Here is an 18,585-nt window from a genome sequence, read left to right as displayed (position 1 = left end):
CGCGTCATGGCCGCGTATGGTCTCTACACGCACATCGCCTCGAACAAGTTTCGTTCGATGCTGCTGCTCGGTGGCCTGTTCGCGCTGGTCTACGTGCTGGTCTATGCCGGCGCGCTGATCGCCGAAGTGCTCATCGACAGCAACCGGACCGTCGCCTTCTACCTGAGCCACGCCTTCCAGGATCTGAAAGTCGCCGCGCCAGTCGCGACGGTCGTGACGGCGCTCTGGGTCGTGATCGCCTATTTCTTCCACCAGTCGATGATCGATGCGGTGACCGGCGGCCACGACGTCACAAGGCAGGAGGAGCCGCGACTCTACAATCTGCTCGAAAATCTCTGCATCTCGCGCGGCATCACCATGCCGAAGCTGAAGATCATGGAGAGCCCGGCGCTGAACGCGTTCGCGACCGGCCTCAACCCGCGGCAATATTCGGTCACCGTCACCACCGGTCTTCTCAATACGCTGAACGACAAGGAGATCGAGGCGGTGCTGGGCCACGAGCTGACCCACATCAGGAACGGCGACGTGCAGCTCATGGTGGTCGCCGTCATCATCGCCGGCGTGGTCGGCTTCTTCGGCGAATTGTTCTTCCGCCTGTTCACGAATCTGAGCTGGAACTCCGGCGGCTCGTGGTCCTCGGGCTCCTCCTCGTCGTCGCGCTCGTCCTCCTCGTCGAGCGACAGCAAGAACTCGGGCGGCGGCGCGGTGATCGTCATCATCATCGCGGTCGTGCTGATCGTGGTGGCCTGGCTGATGTCGCAGGTGGTGAAGCTCGCATTGTCGCGCTCGCGCGAATATCTCGCCGACGCCGGCTCGGTCGAACTGACGAAAGATCCGGATGCCATGATCTCGGCGCTGCGCAAGATCGAGAATCGCGGCGAGCTGCCGGGCGCAACCTCGGCGGTAATGGAGCTCTGCGTCGACAATCCGCGCGAAGGTTTTGCCGACCTGTTCGCGACCCACCCTTCCGTGCAGTCCCGCGTCGATGCCCTGGTCAAGTTCGCCGGCGGCCATGACCCGGGTCCACTGCCGGACCCGACTGAAGAGACGGATCAGCCCGAAACGGAACAGCCCGAGGCACAGGATACCCCGCCGCCGCTGTCGCAGGGGCCATGGGGCGATGCTGCCGGTCCGGCCAACCCGCCGCCCGTTCCCGCACCAAGCCCCTCAGGCGCCCCGGCAACCAATCCGATGGGACCGTGGGGCCGTCACTGAGCCACGCGATCGACCGCGGTTCGTTGCGGGTTTGACACCGATCGGGAAAATCCTCGGGAATTGCCGCAACCGGGGCGCAAGGAATTGAATTCTCCCTTGTTTCTGCCATGTTCGCGCCCAACAGCAGACTTGGGACGTCTTTTGGGACATCGATTTGGGGCCCGGCCGATTGCGACCTCGCGATCGGGGGCGCGCGTTAGGGGACAGCAATGGCAAAGCCAGCAGTGGTTGTGGTGGGCGCGGACAAGGGCGGGGTCGGCAAGACCACGGTATCGCGCACCCTGCTCGATTATTTCTCAGCCAATAACGTGCCGACCCGTGCGTTCGACACGGAGTCGCCGCGCGGAACCCTGAAACGCTTCCACCCGGACATCACCGAGATCGTCGACATGACGACGACGGCCGACCAGATGAAGATCTTCGACACGCTCAACGCGGTCAGCCCTTCGGTCACCGTCATCGACGTCCGCGCCGGCCTGCTCTCGCCGGCGCTGGCTTCGCTGCGCGACATCGGCTTCCTCGACGCCGCCAAGGCCGGCCAGATCACCTTTGCCGTGTTCCATATCCTGGGACCCTCGATCGCCTCGCTGGAGGAGATCGCCGAGACCGCGGGCTTCATGACCGGCGCGAAATATTTCCTGGTCAAGAACTTCATCAACGACACCCAGTTCTTCCAGTGGGACCAGTCGACCTACAATTCCTACTTTCACCGCATCAAGGACGCGACCGAGCTCACCATCCCCAAGCTCAACGAAATGGCCTATGAGCAGGTCGAGGTGTCCTCCGTCCCGTTCCTGAAATTCGTCGCCAACAAGGGCATCAGCGACGAGGCCGCGAACTATTCGTTCGTGCTGCGCGGCTATGTCCGGCACTGGCTGGCCAATGTCTGGAGCGAATTCGACCGCATCCGGCTGACCGACATCGTCGGTTCGAAGCCGGCGAGCCGCAACAGCGAAAAATAGTTGCGGACCCCGGACGGATACGGCTGGATTGGGCGACAAGTTCGCTCAAATAATAGCCTGCAATGTCCGCGACCCCGGTCTACATCATCTGCTCGCCCCGCCCGCAGGTCGGCAAGACCCTGCTGGCGCGGCTTCTGAGCGAATTCCTGCTGCTCAAGAACGGCAACGTCGCGGCCTTCGACGTCAATCTGAAGGAGCCGTCGCTGCTGGATTATTTGCCGAAGATCACGGAGACCGCCGACGTGATCGACACCTACGGCAAGATGCAGCTGATGGACCGCGTCATCGTCGACGATGGGCTCGCCAAGGTGATCGACCTCGGCTTCCACGCCTTCGACGAGTTCTTCAAGATGACCGAGGAGATCGGCCTGCTCAAGGAAGCGGCGCGCCGCCATGTCGCGCCCCAGATCCTGTTCGTCGCCGACACCGACCGTGTCTCGGCCCGCGCCCACGAGATGCTGCGCGGGCAGATCCCGCGGATGAACCTGATCACGGTGGACAATGAATATGTCGTGCGCGGCGAGCTGCCGCCTGCAATGGCGACCGGCCGGCTGTTCCGCCTGCCCGCGCTGCCGGGCTTCCTGAAGACCTATATCGACCGGCTGAACTTCTCCTTCACCGGCTATCTGCGTCAGGAGAAGGACCACTCCACCGAGCTGCACCAGTGGACCCGGCGCAATTACCTCGCGTTCCGGGAGCTGGAGCTCAGCCTGATCCTGCAGCGGTCGTAGACCGAAACGATCGGCCGCTCAGTGCCCCTCGAACGTCATCAGCGTGCGCACCGGGACGTCCATGGCGCGCAGCTTGGCGGCGCCGCCGAGCTCGGGCAGGTCGATGATGAAGCAGGCGGCGACCACGTTGGCACCGATCTGGCGCAGCAGCTTCACCGCGCCCTCGGCGGTGCCGCCGGTGGCGATGAGGTCGTCGACCAGGATCACGCGCTCGCCGGGCTGGATCGCGTCGACATGCATCTCCATCTCGTCGATACCGTATTCGAGCGAATAGGCGATGCGCACGGTGGTGTGCGGCAGCTTGCCTTTCTTGCGGATCGGCACGAAGCCGGCCGAGAGCTGATGCGCCACCGCGCCGCCGATGATGAAGCCGCGTGCCTCCATGCCGGCGACCTTGTCGATCTTGTTGCCGGCCCAGGGATTGACGAGCTCGTCCACCGCGCGGCGGAACGCGCGCGCGTCGGCAAGCAAGGTGGTGATGTCGCGGAACATGATCCCCGGCTTGGGATAGTCGGGGATGGTCCGGACGCTCGCCTTGATGTCGTGGTCGAAGGTCATTCGTGCCTCTCAATTGACCGGCGCATCCAGCCGGAACGCGTTTTCGACAATACGCAACCCCACCTCGCCGCCGAGCGACATCAGCGATTCCGGGTGGAATTGCACGCCGGCGACTGGCAGGGTCTTGTGCTCCAGCGCCATGGCGACGCCGTCCTCGGTGCTGGCGGTGACGTTTAGCACCTCCGGCATGCTGTCACGCTCGACAAAGAGCGAGTGATAGCGTCCGATGACGATCTCGTTCGGCAGGTTGCGCATCAGCCGCCCGCCGCGCACCTGGACCCGCGAGGGCCGGCCGTGGGCGGGATGGGTGAGCTGGCCGAGTTCGCCGCCGAAATATTCGCCGATCGCCTGCACGCCTAGGCAGACGCCGAACACCGGCAGCTTCTTCTCCAGCGCCGCATCAATGGTTTTCTTGATCCCGAAATCCTCAGGGCGCCCGGGGCCGGGCGACAGCACCAGCAAGTCCCACCTCTTCTGCTTGAGCATGTCGAGCGCATGCACATAGCGGACCACGGTGACGCTAGCACCGACCTGGCGGAAATAGTCGGCGAGCATGTGCACGAAGCTGTCGTCGTGGTCGATCAGCAGCACCTGTTTGCCCGAGCCGGTGGCATCAGGTGCAAAGGTCGAGAGCGGCTTCGGCGGATCGCCGCGCAGCGCCTGGAACAGGGCAGCCGCCTTGACCTGGCACTCGCGGTCTTCCGCAGCGGGATCGGAATCGAACAGGCAGGTGGCGCCGACGCGCACTTCGGCGAGGCCATCCTTCATGCGGATGGTGCGGATGGTGAGGCCGGTGTTGATGCTGCCGTCGAAATTCACTGCGCCGATCGCACCGGCATACCAGCGCCGCGGCGAGCGCTCGTGGTCCTCGACGAACTGCATCGCCCACAGCTTGGGCGCGCCGGTGACGGTGACGGCCCAGGCATGGGTGAGGAAGGCATCGAGCGCGTCGAAGCCGGGGCGCAGCATGCCCTCGACGTGATCGACGGTGTGGAACAGCTTTGAATAGGTCTCGATCTGGCGGCGCGCCAAGACCTTGATCGTGCCGGGCACGCAGACGCGCGCCTTGTCGTTGCGATCGACGTCGGTGCACATGTTGAGCTCGAACTCGTCCTTCTCCGAGTTCAGGAGCTGGCGGATTTGCTCGGCATCGCCGATCGCGTCGGTGCCGCGCGCGATCGTGCCCGAGATCGGGCAGGTCTCGACGCGGCGGCCGTCCGAGCGCACGAACATTTCGGGCGAAGCCGAGACGAGAAACTCGCCGTCCCCGAGATTCATCAGCGCGCCATAAGGCGACGGGTTGATGACGCAGAGCCGCTGGAACACTTCGGCCGGCGAACGGTCGCAGGGCTCGGCGAACAGTTGGCCGGGCACGGCCTCGAACAGATCGCCGCGGGCAAAAGCTGCGCGCGCGGTCTCGACGGTGGCCTGATATTCGCCGGGGGCGTGATCGGCAAAGCCCTGGCGCGGCGTCTTGAGGTACGGGCTGTCGGCGGTCTCGCGCGGCAGGCCCTCGGTGGACTTGCCCTTCCAGGCGAAGTCGTAGGAGAGCACCACGCCGCGGCCGGTGGCGCGGTCATAGGCCAGCAGGCGATCGGGCACGTACAGCACAATGTCGCGCTGGTCTTGCTCGCGCGGACGCTTCTGCACGAGGTCCTCGATCTGGAAGACGAGGTCGTAGGCGAAGGCGCCAAACAGGCCGAGCAGGCCGTCGTCGTTGGCGGAGAAGGCGGCAATGATATCGCGCACCAGCGACATCACGCTGGCGCGGCGGGTGCGCTGGTCCTCCTCGACCGGGGCATCGCCGCGGATGATGTGACCGGCAAGGCGCGTCGCCGTCTTCTCGGAGATCACCACACAGGGCTCGCGCAGGACGTCGCCGAGGAAGGCGATCAGCACCTCCCCGCGCGCGTTCAGCGCTTCCAGCTTGAAATTGACGCCGGTGGTCTCGAGCTTGAGCGGCGGATCGGAAAAGCCGAGGTCAAAGCTCTCGTAGCGGCCGGGCACGGTCGTGCCCGAGGACAGCACCACGCCGCGGCGGCGGTCGAGCAGGCTCACAAGATCGTCGAGCCTGTTGGCGCCGCCGGTAAATTGCTCCGCCGCGCGGGTGATCGCGAGACCCGCGCGGGTCGCGTACTCACTTCTGGCCGGGAGGGCAAAGACTGTCCTGTTCATGTGATCCTCTTGGGGTCCTCTTACGAGACTTGCCGAGGGAACGCCACACAGGACAAACGATTAGGCCGCCGCGCTGTGCTGGCGACCTTCGACGATTTTGGGAAAAGAAATCGCACCGGCCACCTCGTCAGGAGGTGCGCCACCAAAGACGGGCTGGGCGGACGGCGGTGCTCATGGGGGCGATACTCACCATGGCCCGGGGGCGGCGTCAAGGGTGGCGCCGGTGCCGTAGCCCGGATGAGCGAAGCGACATCCGGGTCTTTCTTCAGAGGTTTCCCGGATATCGCTTCGCTCATCCGGGCTACGGGCTGCCCTACCCCAAATGCTTCCGGAAAAACTCCGTCGCCCGGCCCCAGGCGAGCTCGGCGGCTTCGCGGTCATGCACGTCCTGGCGCTGCTCGTTGACGAAGGCGTGCCCGGCGTCATAGCGGAACAGCTCCAGCGACTTGCCGGCGGCCTTCATGGCCTTTTCGAAGCCGCCCACCAGCTCCGGCGTGCACCAATCGTCCTTGTTGGCGAAATGGGCCTGGAGCGGGATCTTGACGTCGGCGGGCTTGGCCGCCTGCTCCGGCGGGATGCCGTAGAATACGACGCCGGCGGCGAGCTCCGGGATCTTGGTCGCGCCGATGATGGTCACGGCGCCGCCGAGGCAGAAGCCGGTTAGCCCGACCTTGGCGCCGTTGCGCGACAGGTACTGCGTGGCGCCGCGCACGGTCTGCGTGGTGGCGTCCATGAAATCGAGCGAGTTCATCTCCTTGTTGGCGGAATCCGTGTCGTGATACGGCACCACCTTGCCCTTGTAGAGATCGGGCGCCAGCGCATCGAAGCCGGCGAGCGCGAAGCGGTCGCACAGGCCCTTGATCTGGTCCGACAGGCCCCACCATTCCTGGATCACGACCACCCCCGGCGCGTTGCCGCGCGCCGCATTGGCGAGATAGCCCGAGGCGTCCTTGCCATCCGGGCGCTTGAAGGTGATGGTGGTTCCCATGGTGTCCTCCGATGAGTTTCTGGGGGAGCGGTTGAGGGTATTTTGGCCGGTGAGAGGGCGATAGGCAATCGCGCCAAGCAACACACGCTCGTGTCCAACAAAAAAGCCCCCTTGCGGGGGCTTTTCCATTTCGTCCCGTCGCGCCGCTCAGTGCGAGTCGGCCCAGACCTTCTTCTTGGTGAAGTACATCATGAACGCGAAGATGATCAGGAACACAAACACCTGGAAACCGAGCTGCTTGCGCGCTTCCATGTGCGGCTCGGCGGTCCACATCAGGAACGTGGTGACGTCCTTGGAGTACTGCGCGACCGTGGTCGGCGAGCCGTCGTCATAGGTCACCTGCCCGTCGCTGAGCGGCTTCGGCATCTTGATGGCATGGCCCGGGAAGTACTTGTTGAAGTACGAGCCCTCCGGGATGGTGACGCCCTCCGGCACCTTCTCCTCAAAGCCCTGAAGCACCGCCGCGACGTAATCCGGGCCCTGCTCCTGATACTGGGTAAAGAAGTCGAAGATGAACCAGGGGAAGCCGCGCTTATAGGAGCGCGCCTTGGTGATCAGCGACAGGTCGGGCGGCGCCGCACCACCGTTCGCCGCGCGGGCAGCCTGCTCGTTCGGGAACGGCGAGGGGAAATAGTCCGCCGCCCGGCCCGGACGCTCGAACATGTCGCCGGCATCGTTCGGACCGTCCTTGACCTTGTACTCGGAGGCGAAGGCGGCCGCCTGCGCCACGGAATAGCCTGGTCCGCCGGGCTCGGCGAGGTTGCGGAAGGCGATGTAGGACAGGCCGTGGCAGCTGGCGCAGACCTCCTTGTAGACCTTCAGGCCGCGCTGGAGCGCACCGCGGTCGAACTTACCGAAAGGGCCGGAGAACGACCATTTGTTGCCCGGAGGCGTATCGCTGCCTTCGGAGGCCTTCGCGCTGTCGATCGAGCCCGCGAACAGCGAACCGGCGAGCGCCAGCACGATCGCGGTCGAGACCATCGGCGTCGAACGGCTGCCGGTCTTGGCGAGCACCGCGTCCGAGATCGAGTTCGGCACCGGCCGCGGCTTCTCGATGCGCGAGAGCAGCGGCAGCACGATCAGGAAGTAGGCGAAGTAGCAGACCGTCAGGACGCGGCCGGCGATCACGTAGATGCCCTCCGGCGGCTGCGCGCCGAGATAGCCGAGCAGGATGCAGACGACGACGAAGATCCAGAAGAACTGCTTGGCCAGCGGACGGTACTTCGACGACCTGGTCTTGGCGGCATCGAGCCAGGGCAGGAAGCACAGGATGATGATCGCCCCGAACATCGCGATCACGCCCGCGAGCTTGTTCGGGATCGAGCGCAGGATCGCGTAGAACGGCAGGTAATACCATTCCGGAACGATGTGCGGCGGCGTCACGCCCGGGTTCGCCGGGATGTAGTTGTCGGCGTCGCCGAGATAGTTCGGCATGTAGAAGATGAACCAGGCGTACAGCAGCATGAAGCAGGCGACGCCGAACATGTCCTTGATGGTCGCGTGCGGCGTGAACGGCACCGTGTCCTTTTCGGTCTTCGGCTCGACGCCATCAGGATTGTTCTGGCCGGCGACGTGCAGCGCCCAGACGTGGAGCACGACGACGCCCGCGATCAGGAACGGCAAGAGATAGTGCAGCGAGAAAAAGCGGTTCAGCGTCGGGTTGCCGACCGAATAGCCGCCCCACAGCAGCGTCACGATGCTCTCGCCGACATAGGGAATGGCGGAGAACAAATTGGTGATGACGGTGGCGCCCCAGAAGCTCATCTGGCCCCAGGGAAGCACGTAGCCCATGAAGCCGGTCGCCATCATCAGGAGGTAGATGATGACGCCGAGGATCCACAGCACCTCGCGCGGCTCCTTGTACGACCCGTAGTAAAGGCCGCGGAACATGTGGACGTAGACCGCGACGAAGAACATCGAGGCACCGACCGCGTGCATGTTGCGCAGCAGCCAGCCGTAGTTCACGTCACGGACGATCAGCTCGACCGACTTGAAGGCGAGATCGGCGTTCGGCGTGTAGTGCATCGCCAGGATCACGCCGGTCAGGATCTGCAGCCCCAGCATGAAGGAGAGGATGGCGCCGAAGGTCCACCAGTAGTTCAGGTTGCGCGGGGTGGGATAGGCGACGAAGGAGGAATGGATGAGACCAAAGATCGGCAGACGTCGCTCGATCCATTGCAGGGCCGGATTGCTCGGCTGGTAGTCGGATGGTCCGCTCATGATGCGATCCTGAGGAAATAACTACGACGAGACGGCGCGAGGCTTCGGACGTAGGTCCGAAGCTCAGCCGATCTGGATTTTGGTGTCGGAAACGAACTGGTACGGCGGCACCGGCAGGTTCGCGGGCGCGGGCCCCTGGCGGATGCGGCCGGACGAGTCGTACTGCGAACCATGGCAGGGGCAGAAGAACCCGTCGTAGCTGCCTTCATGAGCGATCGGGATGCAGCCGAGATGGGTGCAGATACCGATCACGACCAGCCACTGCTCGTGGCCGGACTTGACCCGGGCCTCGTCGGACTGCGGATCGGGCAGGCTCGCCACGTTGACGGCGCGCGCCTCGTCGATCTGCTTCTTGGTGCGGTGGCTGATGTAGATCGGCTTGCCGCGCCAGAACACCTTGATGTCCTGGCCCTCGGCGATCGGGCTGAGATCGACCTCGATCGGCGCACCGGCGGCGATGGTCGAGGCATCAGGATTCATTTGCGAGATGAAGGGCCAGAGCGCGGCCGCGCCCCCTACTGCTGCAGCTGCCCCCGTTGCAACGAATAAGAAATCACGGCGTGTCGGATGGTCCGCCGAAGACGCTGTCGTCACGATTCCAACCCTTTCTTCTCATGCTGCCGGTGGAACCGCTCCAGGAGCCCCCCAAAGGTCCCCGGAACAGCGCTGCCGGCGCCCGCGGCCCCCCGCGGCGGCAGAACTTCGCTTGTCCCCACCAAAACAGGGCGAAAACAGCAGTCCAGAATCGTTCTATTGGCACCCTTGCCGGGCGAGCGCAAGCCCGCTAACGGCGGGGAAGCGTGCAATGCACGAATTCCCGGCCGGGCGATGTTTTATTGAGACATTTCCGGCCCACAACCCACCCGCCGCCGCCCATGCAGATCGCACTTTTCCAGCCCGACATTCCCCAGAACACCGGCACGATTCTCAGGCTGTGCGCCTGTCTGGACATCGCCGCCCATATCATCGAACCGGCAGGGTTCCCGATCTCCGACCGACATTTCCGCCGGGCGGGAATGGATTACCTCGACCAAGTCACCATGACCCGCCACGACTCCTGGACGAAGTTCGAGGAGTGGCGCGCGGCACATGGCTACCGGCTGGTGCTGTTCACCACCAAGGCCGCCACCGACTACCGCGATTTTCGTTACCAGACGTCGGACATCCTGCTATTCGGACGCGAGAGCGCCGGCGTCACCGACGCCGTGGTCGAGGCCGCCGATGCGCGGCTGGTGATCCCGATCGCGGCAGGGCTGCGATCGCTCAATGTCGCCATGACCGCGGCGATGGCCGCAGGCGAGGCGCTGCGGCAGACCCGGAACCCCAGCGGCCCACAGGATTGAGGAGAGACCAGTGAGTTACGCGGTCAAGGAGATCTTCCTGACCCTGCAAGGCGAAGGCGCCCATGCCGGGCGCGCGTCGGTGTTCTGCCGCTTTGCCGGCTGCAACCTCTGGAGCGGCCGCGAGGCCGACCGCTTGGATGCGACCTGCAAGTTCTGCGACACGGATTTCGTCGGCACCGACGGCACGCTGGGCGGCCGCTACGCCTCGGCCGCGGAACTCGCCGATACGATCCACGCACAATGGACGGCATCAGCCGCCAACCGCTATGTGGTGCTGACCGGCGGCGAGCCGCTGCTCCAGGTCGACGACGCCCTGATCGAAGCGCTCCATGCGCGAGGTTTCGAGATCGGCGTCGAGACCAACGGCACGATCGAGCCGCCCGAAGGGCTCGACTGGATCTGCGTCAGCCCCAAGGGCGGCAGCGAGCTCGTGCTGCGCCGCGGCCACGAGCTGAAGCTGGTCTATCCGCAAGCCCTCGCCGCGCCCGAGACCTTCGAAGGTCTCGCCTTCGAGCGCTTCTCGCTGCAGCCGATGGACGGGCCGGAGGTCGCCGAGAACACCGCACGGGCGATCGACTATTGCCTGCATCATCCGCAATGGCGGCTCAGCGTGCAGACGCATAAATCGCTCGGCATCAGATAGGATTGGTTTTCGAACAGATGTGGGAATTGACGAAATCGTTCCGCTTCGAGGCGGCGCATTCGCTGTCGGGAACGACCTTTGGTGCTGCCAGCGAAGAGATCCACGGCCACTCCTTCCGCGCCGAGGTGACCGTGCGCGGCACGCCCGATCCCGAGACCGGCATGGTGGTCGACCTCGGCCTGCTCCAGCGCGCCATCGAGGACGTCCGGCTCACGCTCGACCACAAGTACCTCAACAAGATCGAGGCGCTGGGCAAGCCGACGCTGGAAAACCTCTCACGCTTCGTCTGGGAGCGGCTACAGCATATCGGCAAGCTGACCCGCATCAGCATCCACCGCGACAGTTGCAACGAGAGCTGCACCTATTACGGTCCGCAAGGCTGACAGTATGACATCCACGATGGACCCAAGCTCGATCGAAGATCGCAAGGCCCGCGCCCGCGCCTGGTTCGAGGCCTTGCGCGACGACATCTGCGCGAGCTTCGAGCGCCTGGAAGACGATGCGCCCCCAAACCTCTGTCCCGGCGAGGCCGGCCGCTTCAAACGCACGCCCTGGCAGCGGACCGACCACACCGGCGCGGCCGGCGGTGGCGGCGTGATGTCGATCATGCATGGCCGCCTGTTCGAGAAGGTCGGTGTGCACTGCTCGACCGTGCACGGCGAATTCGCGCCCGAGTTTCGGGCGCAGATCCCCGGCGCCGCGGAGGATCCAAAATTCTGGGCGTCCGGCATCTCGCTGATCGCGCACATGCGCAATCCGCACGTGCCCGCCGTGCACATGAACACGCGCTTCGTCGTCACCACCAAAGCCTGGTTCGGCGGCGGCGCCGACCTGACGCCAGTGCTCGACCGCCGGCGCACGCAGGAGGATGCGGACAGCATCGCCTTCCATGCCGCGATGAAAGAGGCCTGCAACCAGCCGAACGGCGTTGCCGACTACGACAAGTACAAGAAGTGGTGCGACGAATATTTCTACCTGCCACACCGGAAAGAGGCGCGCGGGATCGGCGGCATCTTCTACGACTGGCACGACAGCGGCGACTGGGACGCCGACCTCGCCTTCACCAGGGATGTCGGCCGCGCCTTCCTGAAGATCTACCCCGACATCGTCCGGCGCAATTTCGCGAGCGCCTGGACCGCTGCGGACCGCGAGGAGCAATTGATCCGGCGCGGCCGCTATGTCGAGTTCAACCTGCTCTACGACCGCGGCACCATCTTCGGGCTCAAGACCGGCGGCAATGTGGACTCGATCCTGTCGTCGCTGCCGCCGGAGGTGAAATGGCCATGAGCGCTGTGAGGCCGCTGCCGCGCGCCATGCTGATCGACATGGACGACACCATCCTGTCGGCCTATGGCCGGCCCGAGATCGCCTGGAACACGATCGCGAACGAGTTCGCCGAGGAGCTTGCGCCGCTGCCGCCGGCGCAGGTCGCGACCGCCGTGCTGGCCTTCGCGCGAAACTTCTGGGCAAACGCGGAAGCGGCGTGGCGGATGAAGCTCGCCGAGGCCCGGCACCTGACGGTCAAGGGCGGCTTTGCCGCGCTCGCGGCGGCCGGCCATCGCGCGCTGCCCGACGATCTCGCCATCCGCCTCGCCGATCGCTTCACCGCCTATCGCGAGGAGGAGATGTTCGTCTTCCCCGGCGCGCATGAAGCCATCGACAAGCTGAAGGCGCTCGGCATCAAGCTGGCGCTGGTGACCAACGGCGCTGCCGACATGCAGCGCGCCAAGGTCGAGCGTTTCGAGCTGGCGCACCGCTTCCACCACATCCAGATCGAGGGCGAGCACGGTTTCGGCAAGCCCGAGGAGCGCGCCTATCTGCACGCGATGGAGGCGCTCGGCGTCACCGCCAAAGACACCTGGATGATCGGCGACAATCTGGAATGGGAAGTCGTGACGCCGCAGCGCCTCGGCATCTATGCGATCTGGATGGACGTGCATGGCGACGGCCTGCCCGAAGGCTCGACCGTCAAGCCCGACCGCATCATCCGCTCGCTGACCGAACTGGTGCCGGAGCGGCCGTAAGCAGGCACGACAACTAAAACTGCGAAAACAACCCCATGCACAGTAGCCGGCTGCTGCAAAATCAAAGATTTACGGATTTTACGAATCGCGTTTGACCCGTCGGGCAAAACAGGGGCATAATGCCATCGTCGGGATGCGTGCGATGAACGCGCAGAACCTGGCAAGCAGTTCGCTCGCGGCCCATCCTTCGAGACGCCCGCCTGCGGCGGGCCCTCAGGATGAGGTCGCGTTTTGCTGTGAGATTCGCCCGTGTTCGGCGTGTCATGACCGCCTGCTAGCCTCCTCCCGGTCGATCAACTCGAAAGGACAATCCATGGACTTGAAAGCCGGCGATGTCGTCATGCTGAAATCCGGCGGCCAGCCGCTGACGGTTGCGGAGGTGAAGGAGAACGAGGTGCTCTGCCTCTGGATGGGCATGGAGGGCGATCTCTTCCGCGAGACGCTGCCGCTGGCCGCGCTGGTGCAGGTGGAAGAAGAAGAGGAAGAGGAAGACGAGGAAGAAGACGACGAGGACGAAGACGAGGAGTAGGCACCTCTAAAACCGCACCCTCGCGGGATCGGAGCGTTCCGCTCCGGCGCCCCTGATGTCCGCTTCTCCGCCGACGACGGCGCAATAGCGGACATCACTGGATGTCACAGAAGAGCCGGCCGCCGACATGGCAACCGCTTTGGGCGCGCAGCCTGCATTCTCCTCCGTCGTCATGTGCATGGCTGTCATCCGCGGAAATCGCTTCAACCACCGGTAGTCAGGCTCGGGAGTCTCGGCTAGCATTTTGTGGCGTGCAAACATTGGGACGGAACGTCCGTCCTTGAAAGGACATGTCATGAGATTGTCGTCAGGATTTGTCGCGCCTTCAGCCTTCGCTTTCTTGTCAACGGTCTTGCTGTGCAGCCCGGCGGTGTCGCAAACCGCAACAAGCTCCCCCACCCAGGTTCCCTCCGTCACGGTCGATGCGCCAAAGCAGGCGGCAAGACCGAAGCAGGTGGTCAACACAGGGACATCTCGCCCGACATCGTCAACCCGCCACATCCGGTCGGCAACCGCTCAACCGTCATCCGGTCGAACGCCGTCGCCAGCACCGGGTTCACCATTGGCGAGGATTGCCGCGCTGGAGAAGCGCGCCAGCAGTTGCAACGGTGGCTGTCAAACAAGCTTCAGACGCGGCAAGGATCCCTGGGTCGGGTGCAGCGAGTCGGGCGGCGGACAAACCGATGCACCCTTCTCGCCGACCTGCACAGACACCATCACGCACAAGAACTACGTGGATTGCGTCGAGACCAAGGTGTTCCTGGGCGACTACCGGAACAGAGCCTACTGGATCTGCAGCAGCCTCTCCGCCGGCAACAAGTTTCAAGTCGCCGAACTCAAGCGATCGAAGCGCTAGCGCTGGAGCATTTTCGAGCGAGCTGCGTACCGGTTCGCTCGAGGCAAGAGCATCAAGCTGGAAGCTGGAGCTCCGTTCCGATCCCATCGGGACGGAGACAGTTTTGGGCCATACCAGTGGTGAATGCTCACCCGTGCTCCACTTGGGTTGGAAAGGCACCAAGACCAAGGTCGACTATAAGTTCAGCGTTCCGAATGATGATCCGATCATACCCTTAGAGTTCGCAGTGAATTTCCCGAGATCCCTGCAAGCCGCTTCTCGTCTACACGCGACACCCGACGCTTAGACGAGCACCGAGAGGCAGCCTCGGCCACAAACCGGCTGCTTGCTTCCACAATCCAGGAACTGTTCACTCTTGCACTCATCAGTCGATTGGGGGTGCATGCTGTCCATGCGTGGATGTCGGGGACGAACAGAACGGAATGAGCTACGAACTGGTTGCATGACCGCCACCAACAAGAACGCTGACGCTGAAACCGCGATGCAGTATTTAATCTGGGCTCTCGAAGCACTCGAAAAGGCCGGCAACCAAGAAGCTGTCCACCATACCCGCATCGCACTTGAGGCGCTGCGCAGGAGCAGTGTCCCGATCAGATCGGAAGACTAACGCGCACGCATTGGCGGAGGCTCCAGATGCCTAATCGGCAGAAAGCCAAGTGCCTGACAATCGCCGGCCGAATTCAACTGGCCCTGGAGGAAGCGTCACGTCGCTGATGGGCTACGACCGGGCATCGGCGTTTTGATTTTCACGCCAGGCCACTTACGACGAGAAAGCGGCAGGATAGGCGCGATGTCCGCAGCAGGAGGCCAAGCCGATAGATGGGCCCTTACCGCACGTTTCCTTGGTACCTAAGCCCTATAGAGGGACCGCCCACAGCAAGATCCCGCGGCGGCTGATTGCCGAGATTCTGCAATGTCGGGGCCTGGTTTGGCGGTCTTTGCAGATTGGGGTAAACGAGGACGCCGTTTCTAATGACGGGCGCCGGTACATTCTGTCCTACATTCTGCGCACGAGCATCGGTTGCAATCAGAACGGCGCCGAGCACCAAGGCTGCACCTGCAAGAGAGATCGCTCTGCTAAACATGGCGGGGCACTCCTCTAAATAATCGACTTTAAGTGGAGCGCGCCCGTTGGAGATTATGCGAGGCCGCCGCTTCGCTCCAAACACCATAACGGCTCATTTCAAGGTGTAGCCGAGATGGCCCTGATATCTGGTTGTCTGGCTGGAATAACTACCGGTCGGCAATGCCGGGGTTTGGGTCTGGGTCTGGTTGGGCAGTCTTGGCGCAGTGGGGCTGGGCAATGTGCGAGCAGTGACGCCGTTCCCAACGGCGGGCACCTGCACCTTCTGCGCACGAGCATCGGCTGCAAACAGAACGGCGCCGAGCGCAAAGGTTGCACTTGCAAGAGAAATCGCTCTGCCGAACATCATGGGCTATCCTCAAAATAATCGACTTTGGGTAGAGCACGCCCGTTAGAGGTTATCAAGGCCGCCGCTTCGCCCAAACGCGATGACTACTCAATTCCACGTGTACCGGAGACCGGCTTGAACTCCGGTTGTCTGGGTCGGGCTGTACCCTGCGATCGGCTTGGAGGGCCCCTGGCCTGCCCGATTGCGTGTACCTCGAGGTAGGATGAGAAGTTTGGGCGCCAGACGACTGCAATCTTGCCGGACTCGCGATAACCAGTTGCACTCGGGGGAATTATCGGACCGACAACGCCCAGTGCGCTGGAGTCAGTGACCTGATACGCGAACAGGGAGACGGTCGGCCGAGGCGTTCGAAAATCCTGGAAATCTCATTTTGTCCCCAGACTGGAATCTCCCTCTGGTTGTTAGTGCAAAATCGACGCTTGCCTACCCATGAGCAGGAGCCTCTCCGGGATACGACCTGGTAGGCGCGACAATGGCTCTCTTCGCATAATTCGATATGGCCGACGTCTGCTGGGTCAAACTCGGAAGAACTCGTTATGGGCACAACGGGTCCGTTTTGCCCCGAACAGCAGACGTCACTGCGATCTTCCAGGGGGCCGCCTCGGGCCAAAACCGGAAGTGCTCGCCACATCCGATCATCTTGTAGTCTTGTCGCGCTTAGTGTCGGATCCCGCGTGGAGCGAGACCCCATTGGCCTTAAACGCTCTTACCGGTTAAGGGCCAGGTCAATCCAACGCGCATCGTGTTCAGAACGAGGCCGCCTTCCGGGCCAACGTCAATTTAGCTGGCGAGGCGCTGGGCCTTCACTGACAGGCCGTCGAGCATAGACGCTTCCGCTCATGTGCACCGGCGCCCCACGGCAGGCACGCCGCCCGTCTGCTGTCAGATTGTCACGCGACTGCCGTCGAAACGCGTGAAGGAGAAGCCGTCGAACGGCTCGCGAAGGGTAGCGCGCTCGTCCCGCAACATGCAGATAGCCACTTCCTCACCGATTGCCATTGAGGCGGAGGCGTCGGAACGCCAGTGGATGCCCGCCCAATTCCGTCCGAAACCGAAATTCACCGCGAGCTTGTTCAACTCTCCGCCGACCGTGAGCGGCGGGCCGCTATAGGGCACGAGCTTCGTCGGGTCAGCCGGATCGGGTTGCACCGGGTTGGTGATGACGCGGCTCTCGTCGAAAAACGCCTTCAATATGGTCGCCGTGACGGCACCAACGCTCGTGGCCCCGCCGGGATAGGTGGAGTGGAAGGGCGCGCCCTCCGGATAGGTTTGCGACAACAGATAAGTGCCGTATTTGGCCTTGCTGCGAGCGAGGGCTTCCGATTTCAGGAAATCATCATGCAGCGGGTAGTCGCTCACGCCATTGGCGAGGCGATGATGCGCCAGAGCGCCGTAGGCTTCCGGTCGCACAGTCCGATGCACGAAATACTTCTGCCAATAGGCCGCGCGGACGGAGTTACTGATCCCCGTGGCGAGCAGTGCCTGCACGTATTGCAATCCGAAGGTGGCACCCGCAGGGACCTGGGTTTTCAATTTCCGATACGGGTTCGAGGGGTAGGACACAGGCTCTCCCGGCGGATAGATCCCGGAGTAGCGTTTGTCCGCCCCGCCACCGGGTGTCGCAAGGATCAATGCTGCCGCCCACCCAAGTGCAGGACCCGTGTGGATATACTCGGCGAGATCTCTCCCTGTCGTGATGTATCGCGGTGTCGCGTCGAACTGCAACTGGCGTTTCGGTGCGGCGCCGTTCTGGATCGCCAGCCACTCCTCGTAGTCGGTCAGGAATTCATTGGCGGGCGACACGGTGCGAACTTGGGCACTGATCCACTGCGCGGCATAGGGCGCGTCCCTGAGCAGGAACTGCGAGATCAGCGGACCGTCCAAAACGCCTGGAGGCGTGACGGAGCGGCCCTTCGGGTCGCCTGCGTCGAAATAAAGCGCATTGGCGCGGAACAGTGTGCCGGGCGTGACCCGCCCACCAGACTTCGGCCCTCGGAAATCGGTAAGCTTGTTGATCTCCTCGGTTGCCGCAAGCACGTCCCGATTGGAGGTGTCGTCGCGCAACTCGGTAAGCGGAACATCACGAAGCAGGGATTGCCAATATACCTCGACCGCCTCGCCACCGCGCTCCGCACTTGCAAGAGCCGGTGCCGGGGGTATTCCAATCTGAGTAGGGTTTATGCCGCTGAGACTGACGGCCAGTGTGCCCAAGGGATTGACCAGCTTGCGCGTGCCGCCGAGCCGGATTTTCTCGAAATCCGCGGGCTCGCCCGACTGGCAAGCGGCATAAAGCGTTTGCCATGCCTCTGCTTCAACTTCGCCGCGCTTGTCGTGCGGCAGGCCCCGTGAATCGGAACCGATCTTGTTGGTGTAGCGCGCCTCATCGCCATTCGTCGGATGGGGCGCGATGGGCATTTTCTCGTTGTTGCTCGCACAGACCCCGCGGACTTCGAAGGCCCGGTGTTTGAACGCCGCGTCGAGCGGTCGGGCGTCCGCGCTCACAGGCTGCGCCAGCGCCGGGGCGAACCCGGGCATGCTCGGCGGAGACGCAAGCACGGCGGCGCCAACCGCAATGCCGGTCCCGCCAAGCAGCGAGCGGCGAGTGATCGCGGTCGACGGGCCCGGCGACGCCAGGCAGGATTCAGTTGGAACGGTGGAATGGTCAGCCATGGAGGCCTCCTCCCTCGCGGGAAAGTTTCGGCAGGATTGCGCCGGAGCCGTCCGATTACTTGCATGCTGCAGTCGCAATCATTTCTGCGGGAGGACACTGAGGAGATTGACTCAGATCAATGGTGAGTCGAGCAGACCAATTGTGCACCGGCGGGCACCACCGCCCGCCGTGTCTTTGCACAACGCAAGTGCCCACCGGAGCAATGACGTCGCCTTTGGGTCCACAAGCCGCCGATGA

General features: G+C 63.6%; 19 protein-coding genes. 11 read left to right on the top strand and 8 right to left on the bottom strand.

Going from position 1 to position 18,585, the window contains the following annotated elements:
- Window positions 1-6: 6 nt before the first annotated feature.
- From JQ592_RS36110 to JQ592_RS36100, 3 genes are all read left to right on the top strand, one after another.
- Entirely contained in the window at window positions 7-1,215 is a 1,209-nt protein-coding gene (locus JQ592_RS36110; protein WP_211407462.1) for a M48 family metallopeptidase, read from the top strand.
- Window positions 1,216-1,424: 209 nt separating this feature from the next.
- Window positions 1,425-2,177 (top strand): hypothetical protein, encoded by a 753-nt coding sequence (locus JQ592_RS36105; protein WP_211407461.1) that lies wholly within the window; start codon window positions 1,425-1,427, stop codon window positions 2,175-2,177.
- A 62-nt stretch (window positions 2,178-2,239) separates the two neighbouring features.
- Window positions 2,240-2,908, top strand: a complete 669-nt coding sequence (locus JQ592_RS36100) for a hypothetical protein (protein WP_211407460.1) — start codon at window positions 2,240-2,242, stop codon at window positions 2,906-2,908.
- Between the two features lie 18 nt (window positions 2,909-2,926).
- On the opposite strand, the gene JQ592_RS36095 is transcribed toward JQ592_RS36100, so the two are convergent.
- The 5 genes from JQ592_RS36095 to petA form a co-directional block, all read right to left on the bottom strand.
- Window positions 2,927-3,466, bottom strand: a complete 540-nt coding sequence (locus tag JQ592_RS36095) for an adenine phosphoribosyltransferase (RefSeq protein WP_018323310.1) — start codon at window positions 3,464-3,466, stop codon at window positions 2,927-2,929.
- Window positions 3,467-3,475: 9 nt separating this feature from the next.
- Window positions 3,476-5,641, bottom strand: coding sequence for an anthranilate synthase component I (locus tag JQ592_RS36090; protein WP_211407459.1), 2,166 nt, complete (start codon window positions 5,639-5,641; stop codon window positions 3,476-3,478).
- A gap of 313 nt (window positions 5,642-5,954) precedes the next feature.
- On the bottom strand, window positions 5,955-6,629 hold the full coding sequence (locus tag JQ592_RS36085) for a dienelactone hydrolase family protein (RefSeq protein WP_211407458.1): 675 nt from the start codon (window positions 6,627-6,629) through the stop codon (window positions 5,955-5,957).
- Window positions 6,630-6,776: 147 nt separating this feature from the next.
- A complete protein-coding gene (gene fbcH, locus JQ592_RS36080; RefSeq protein ID WP_211407457.1) occupies window positions 6,777-8,849 on the bottom strand; it encodes a cytochrome b/c1 in 2,073 nt (690 codons plus the stop codon).
- 63 nt (window positions 8,850-8,912) lie between these two features.
- Window positions 8,913-9,443 (bottom strand): ubiquinol-cytochrome c reductase iron-sulfur subunit, encoded by a 531-nt coding sequence (petA, locus tag JQ592_RS36075; protein ID WP_211407456.1) that lies wholly within the window; start codon window positions 9,441-9,443, stop codon window positions 8,913-8,915.
- A gap of 281 nt (window positions 9,444-9,724) precedes the next feature.
- Here petA and JQ592_RS36070 point away from each other — a divergent pair, with 281 nt between their 5' ends.
- The 6 genes from JQ592_RS36070 to JQ592_RS36045 all read left to right on the top strand — a co-directional run bounded on the left by JQ592_RS36070 (window position 9,725) and on the right by JQ592_RS36045 (window position 13,388).
- Window positions 9,725-10,192 (top strand): tRNA (cytidine(34)-2'-O)-methyltransferase, encoded by a 468-nt coding sequence (locus tag JQ592_RS36070; protein WP_211407455.1) that lies wholly within the window; start codon window positions 9,725-9,727, stop codon window positions 10,190-10,192.
- A gap of 10 nt (window positions 10,193-10,202) precedes the next feature.
- On the top strand, window positions 10,203-10,835 hold the full coding sequence (gene queE / locus JQ592_RS36065) for a 7-carboxy-7-deazaguanine synthase (protein ID WP_211407454.1): 633 nt from the start codon (window positions 10,203-10,205) through the stop codon (window positions 10,833-10,835).
- Window positions 10,836-10,852: 17 nt separating this feature from the next.
- Window positions 10,853-11,218, top strand: coding sequence for a 6-pyruvoyl trahydropterin synthase family protein (locus JQ592_RS36060; RefSeq protein WP_211407475.1), 366 nt, complete (start codon window positions 10,853-10,855; stop codon window positions 11,216-11,218).
- 16 nt (window positions 11,219-11,234) lie between these two features.
- On the top strand, window positions 11,235-12,122 hold the full coding sequence (gene hemF, locus JQ592_RS36055; RefSeq protein ID WP_211407474.1) for an oxygen-dependent coproporphyrinogen oxidase: 888 nt from the start codon (window positions 11,235-11,237) through the stop codon (window positions 12,120-12,122).
- Window positions 12,113-12,859, top strand: a complete 747-nt coding sequence (locus JQ592_RS36050) for an HAD family hydrolase (RefSeq protein WP_211407453.1) — start codon at window positions 12,113-12,115, stop codon at window positions 12,857-12,859. Before hemF ends, JQ592_RS36050 begins: the two co-directional genes overlap by 10 nt.
- A 313-nt stretch (window positions 12,860-13,172) precedes the next feature.
- On the top strand, window positions 13,173-13,388 hold the full coding sequence (locus JQ592_RS36045) for a YodC family protein (protein WP_211407452.1): 216 nt from the start codon (window positions 13,173-13,175) through the stop codon (window positions 13,386-13,388).
- Window positions 13,389-13,394: 6 nt separating this feature from the next.
- Here JQ592_RS36045 and JQ592_RS38500 read toward each other — a convergent pair whose 3' ends face one another.
- Window positions 13,395-13,850 carry a hypothetical protein gene (locus tag JQ592_RS38500; protein ID WP_246820968.1) on the bottom strand — a complete coding sequence of 152 codons (456 nt, stop codon included), beginning with the start codon at window positions 13,848-13,850 and terminating at the stop codon, window positions 13,395-13,397.
- Window positions 13,851-13,950: 100 nt separating this feature from the next.
- Between JQ592_RS38500 and JQ592_RS38495 the strand changes: the two genes are divergently transcribed.
- Complete coding sequence (locus JQ592_RS38495; protein ID WP_246820966.1) at window positions 13,951-14,244, top strand: hypothetical protein; 294 nt, start codon at window positions 13,951-13,953, stop codon at window positions 14,242-14,244.
- Window positions 14,245-14,686: 442 nt separating this feature from the next.
- Window positions 14,687-14,851, top strand: a complete 165-nt coding sequence (locus tag JQ592_RS36035; protein WP_211407450.1) for a hypothetical protein — start codon at window positions 14,687-14,689, stop codon at window positions 14,849-14,851.
- A 571-nt stretch (window positions 14,852-15,422) separates the two neighbouring features.
- Here JQ592_RS36035 and JQ592_RS36030 read toward each other — a convergent pair.
- A complete protein-coding gene (locus JQ592_RS36030; RefSeq protein ID WP_211407449.1) occupies window positions 15,423-15,677 on the bottom strand; it encodes a hypothetical protein in 255 nt (84 codons plus the stop codon).
- An 882-nt stretch (window positions 15,678-16,559) separates the two neighbouring features.
- On the bottom strand, window positions 16,560-18,347 hold the full coding sequence (locus tag JQ592_RS36025; RefSeq protein WP_211407448.1) for a vanadium-dependent haloperoxidase: 1,788 nt from the start codon (window positions 18,345-18,347) through the stop codon (window positions 16,560-16,562).
- Between the last annotated feature and the right edge of the window lie 238 nt (window positions 18,348-18,585).

Source organism: Bradyrhizobium iriomotense (assembly GCF_018129405.1).
GTDB classification, from domain to species: Bacteria; Pseudomonadota; Alphaproteobacteria; order Rhizobiales; family Xanthobacteraceae; genus Bradyrhizobium; species Bradyrhizobium iriomotense_B.
The sequence above is the reverse complement of the archived record's forward strand: the minus strand, read 5'-3'. Positions and strand labels throughout refer to the sequence as shown.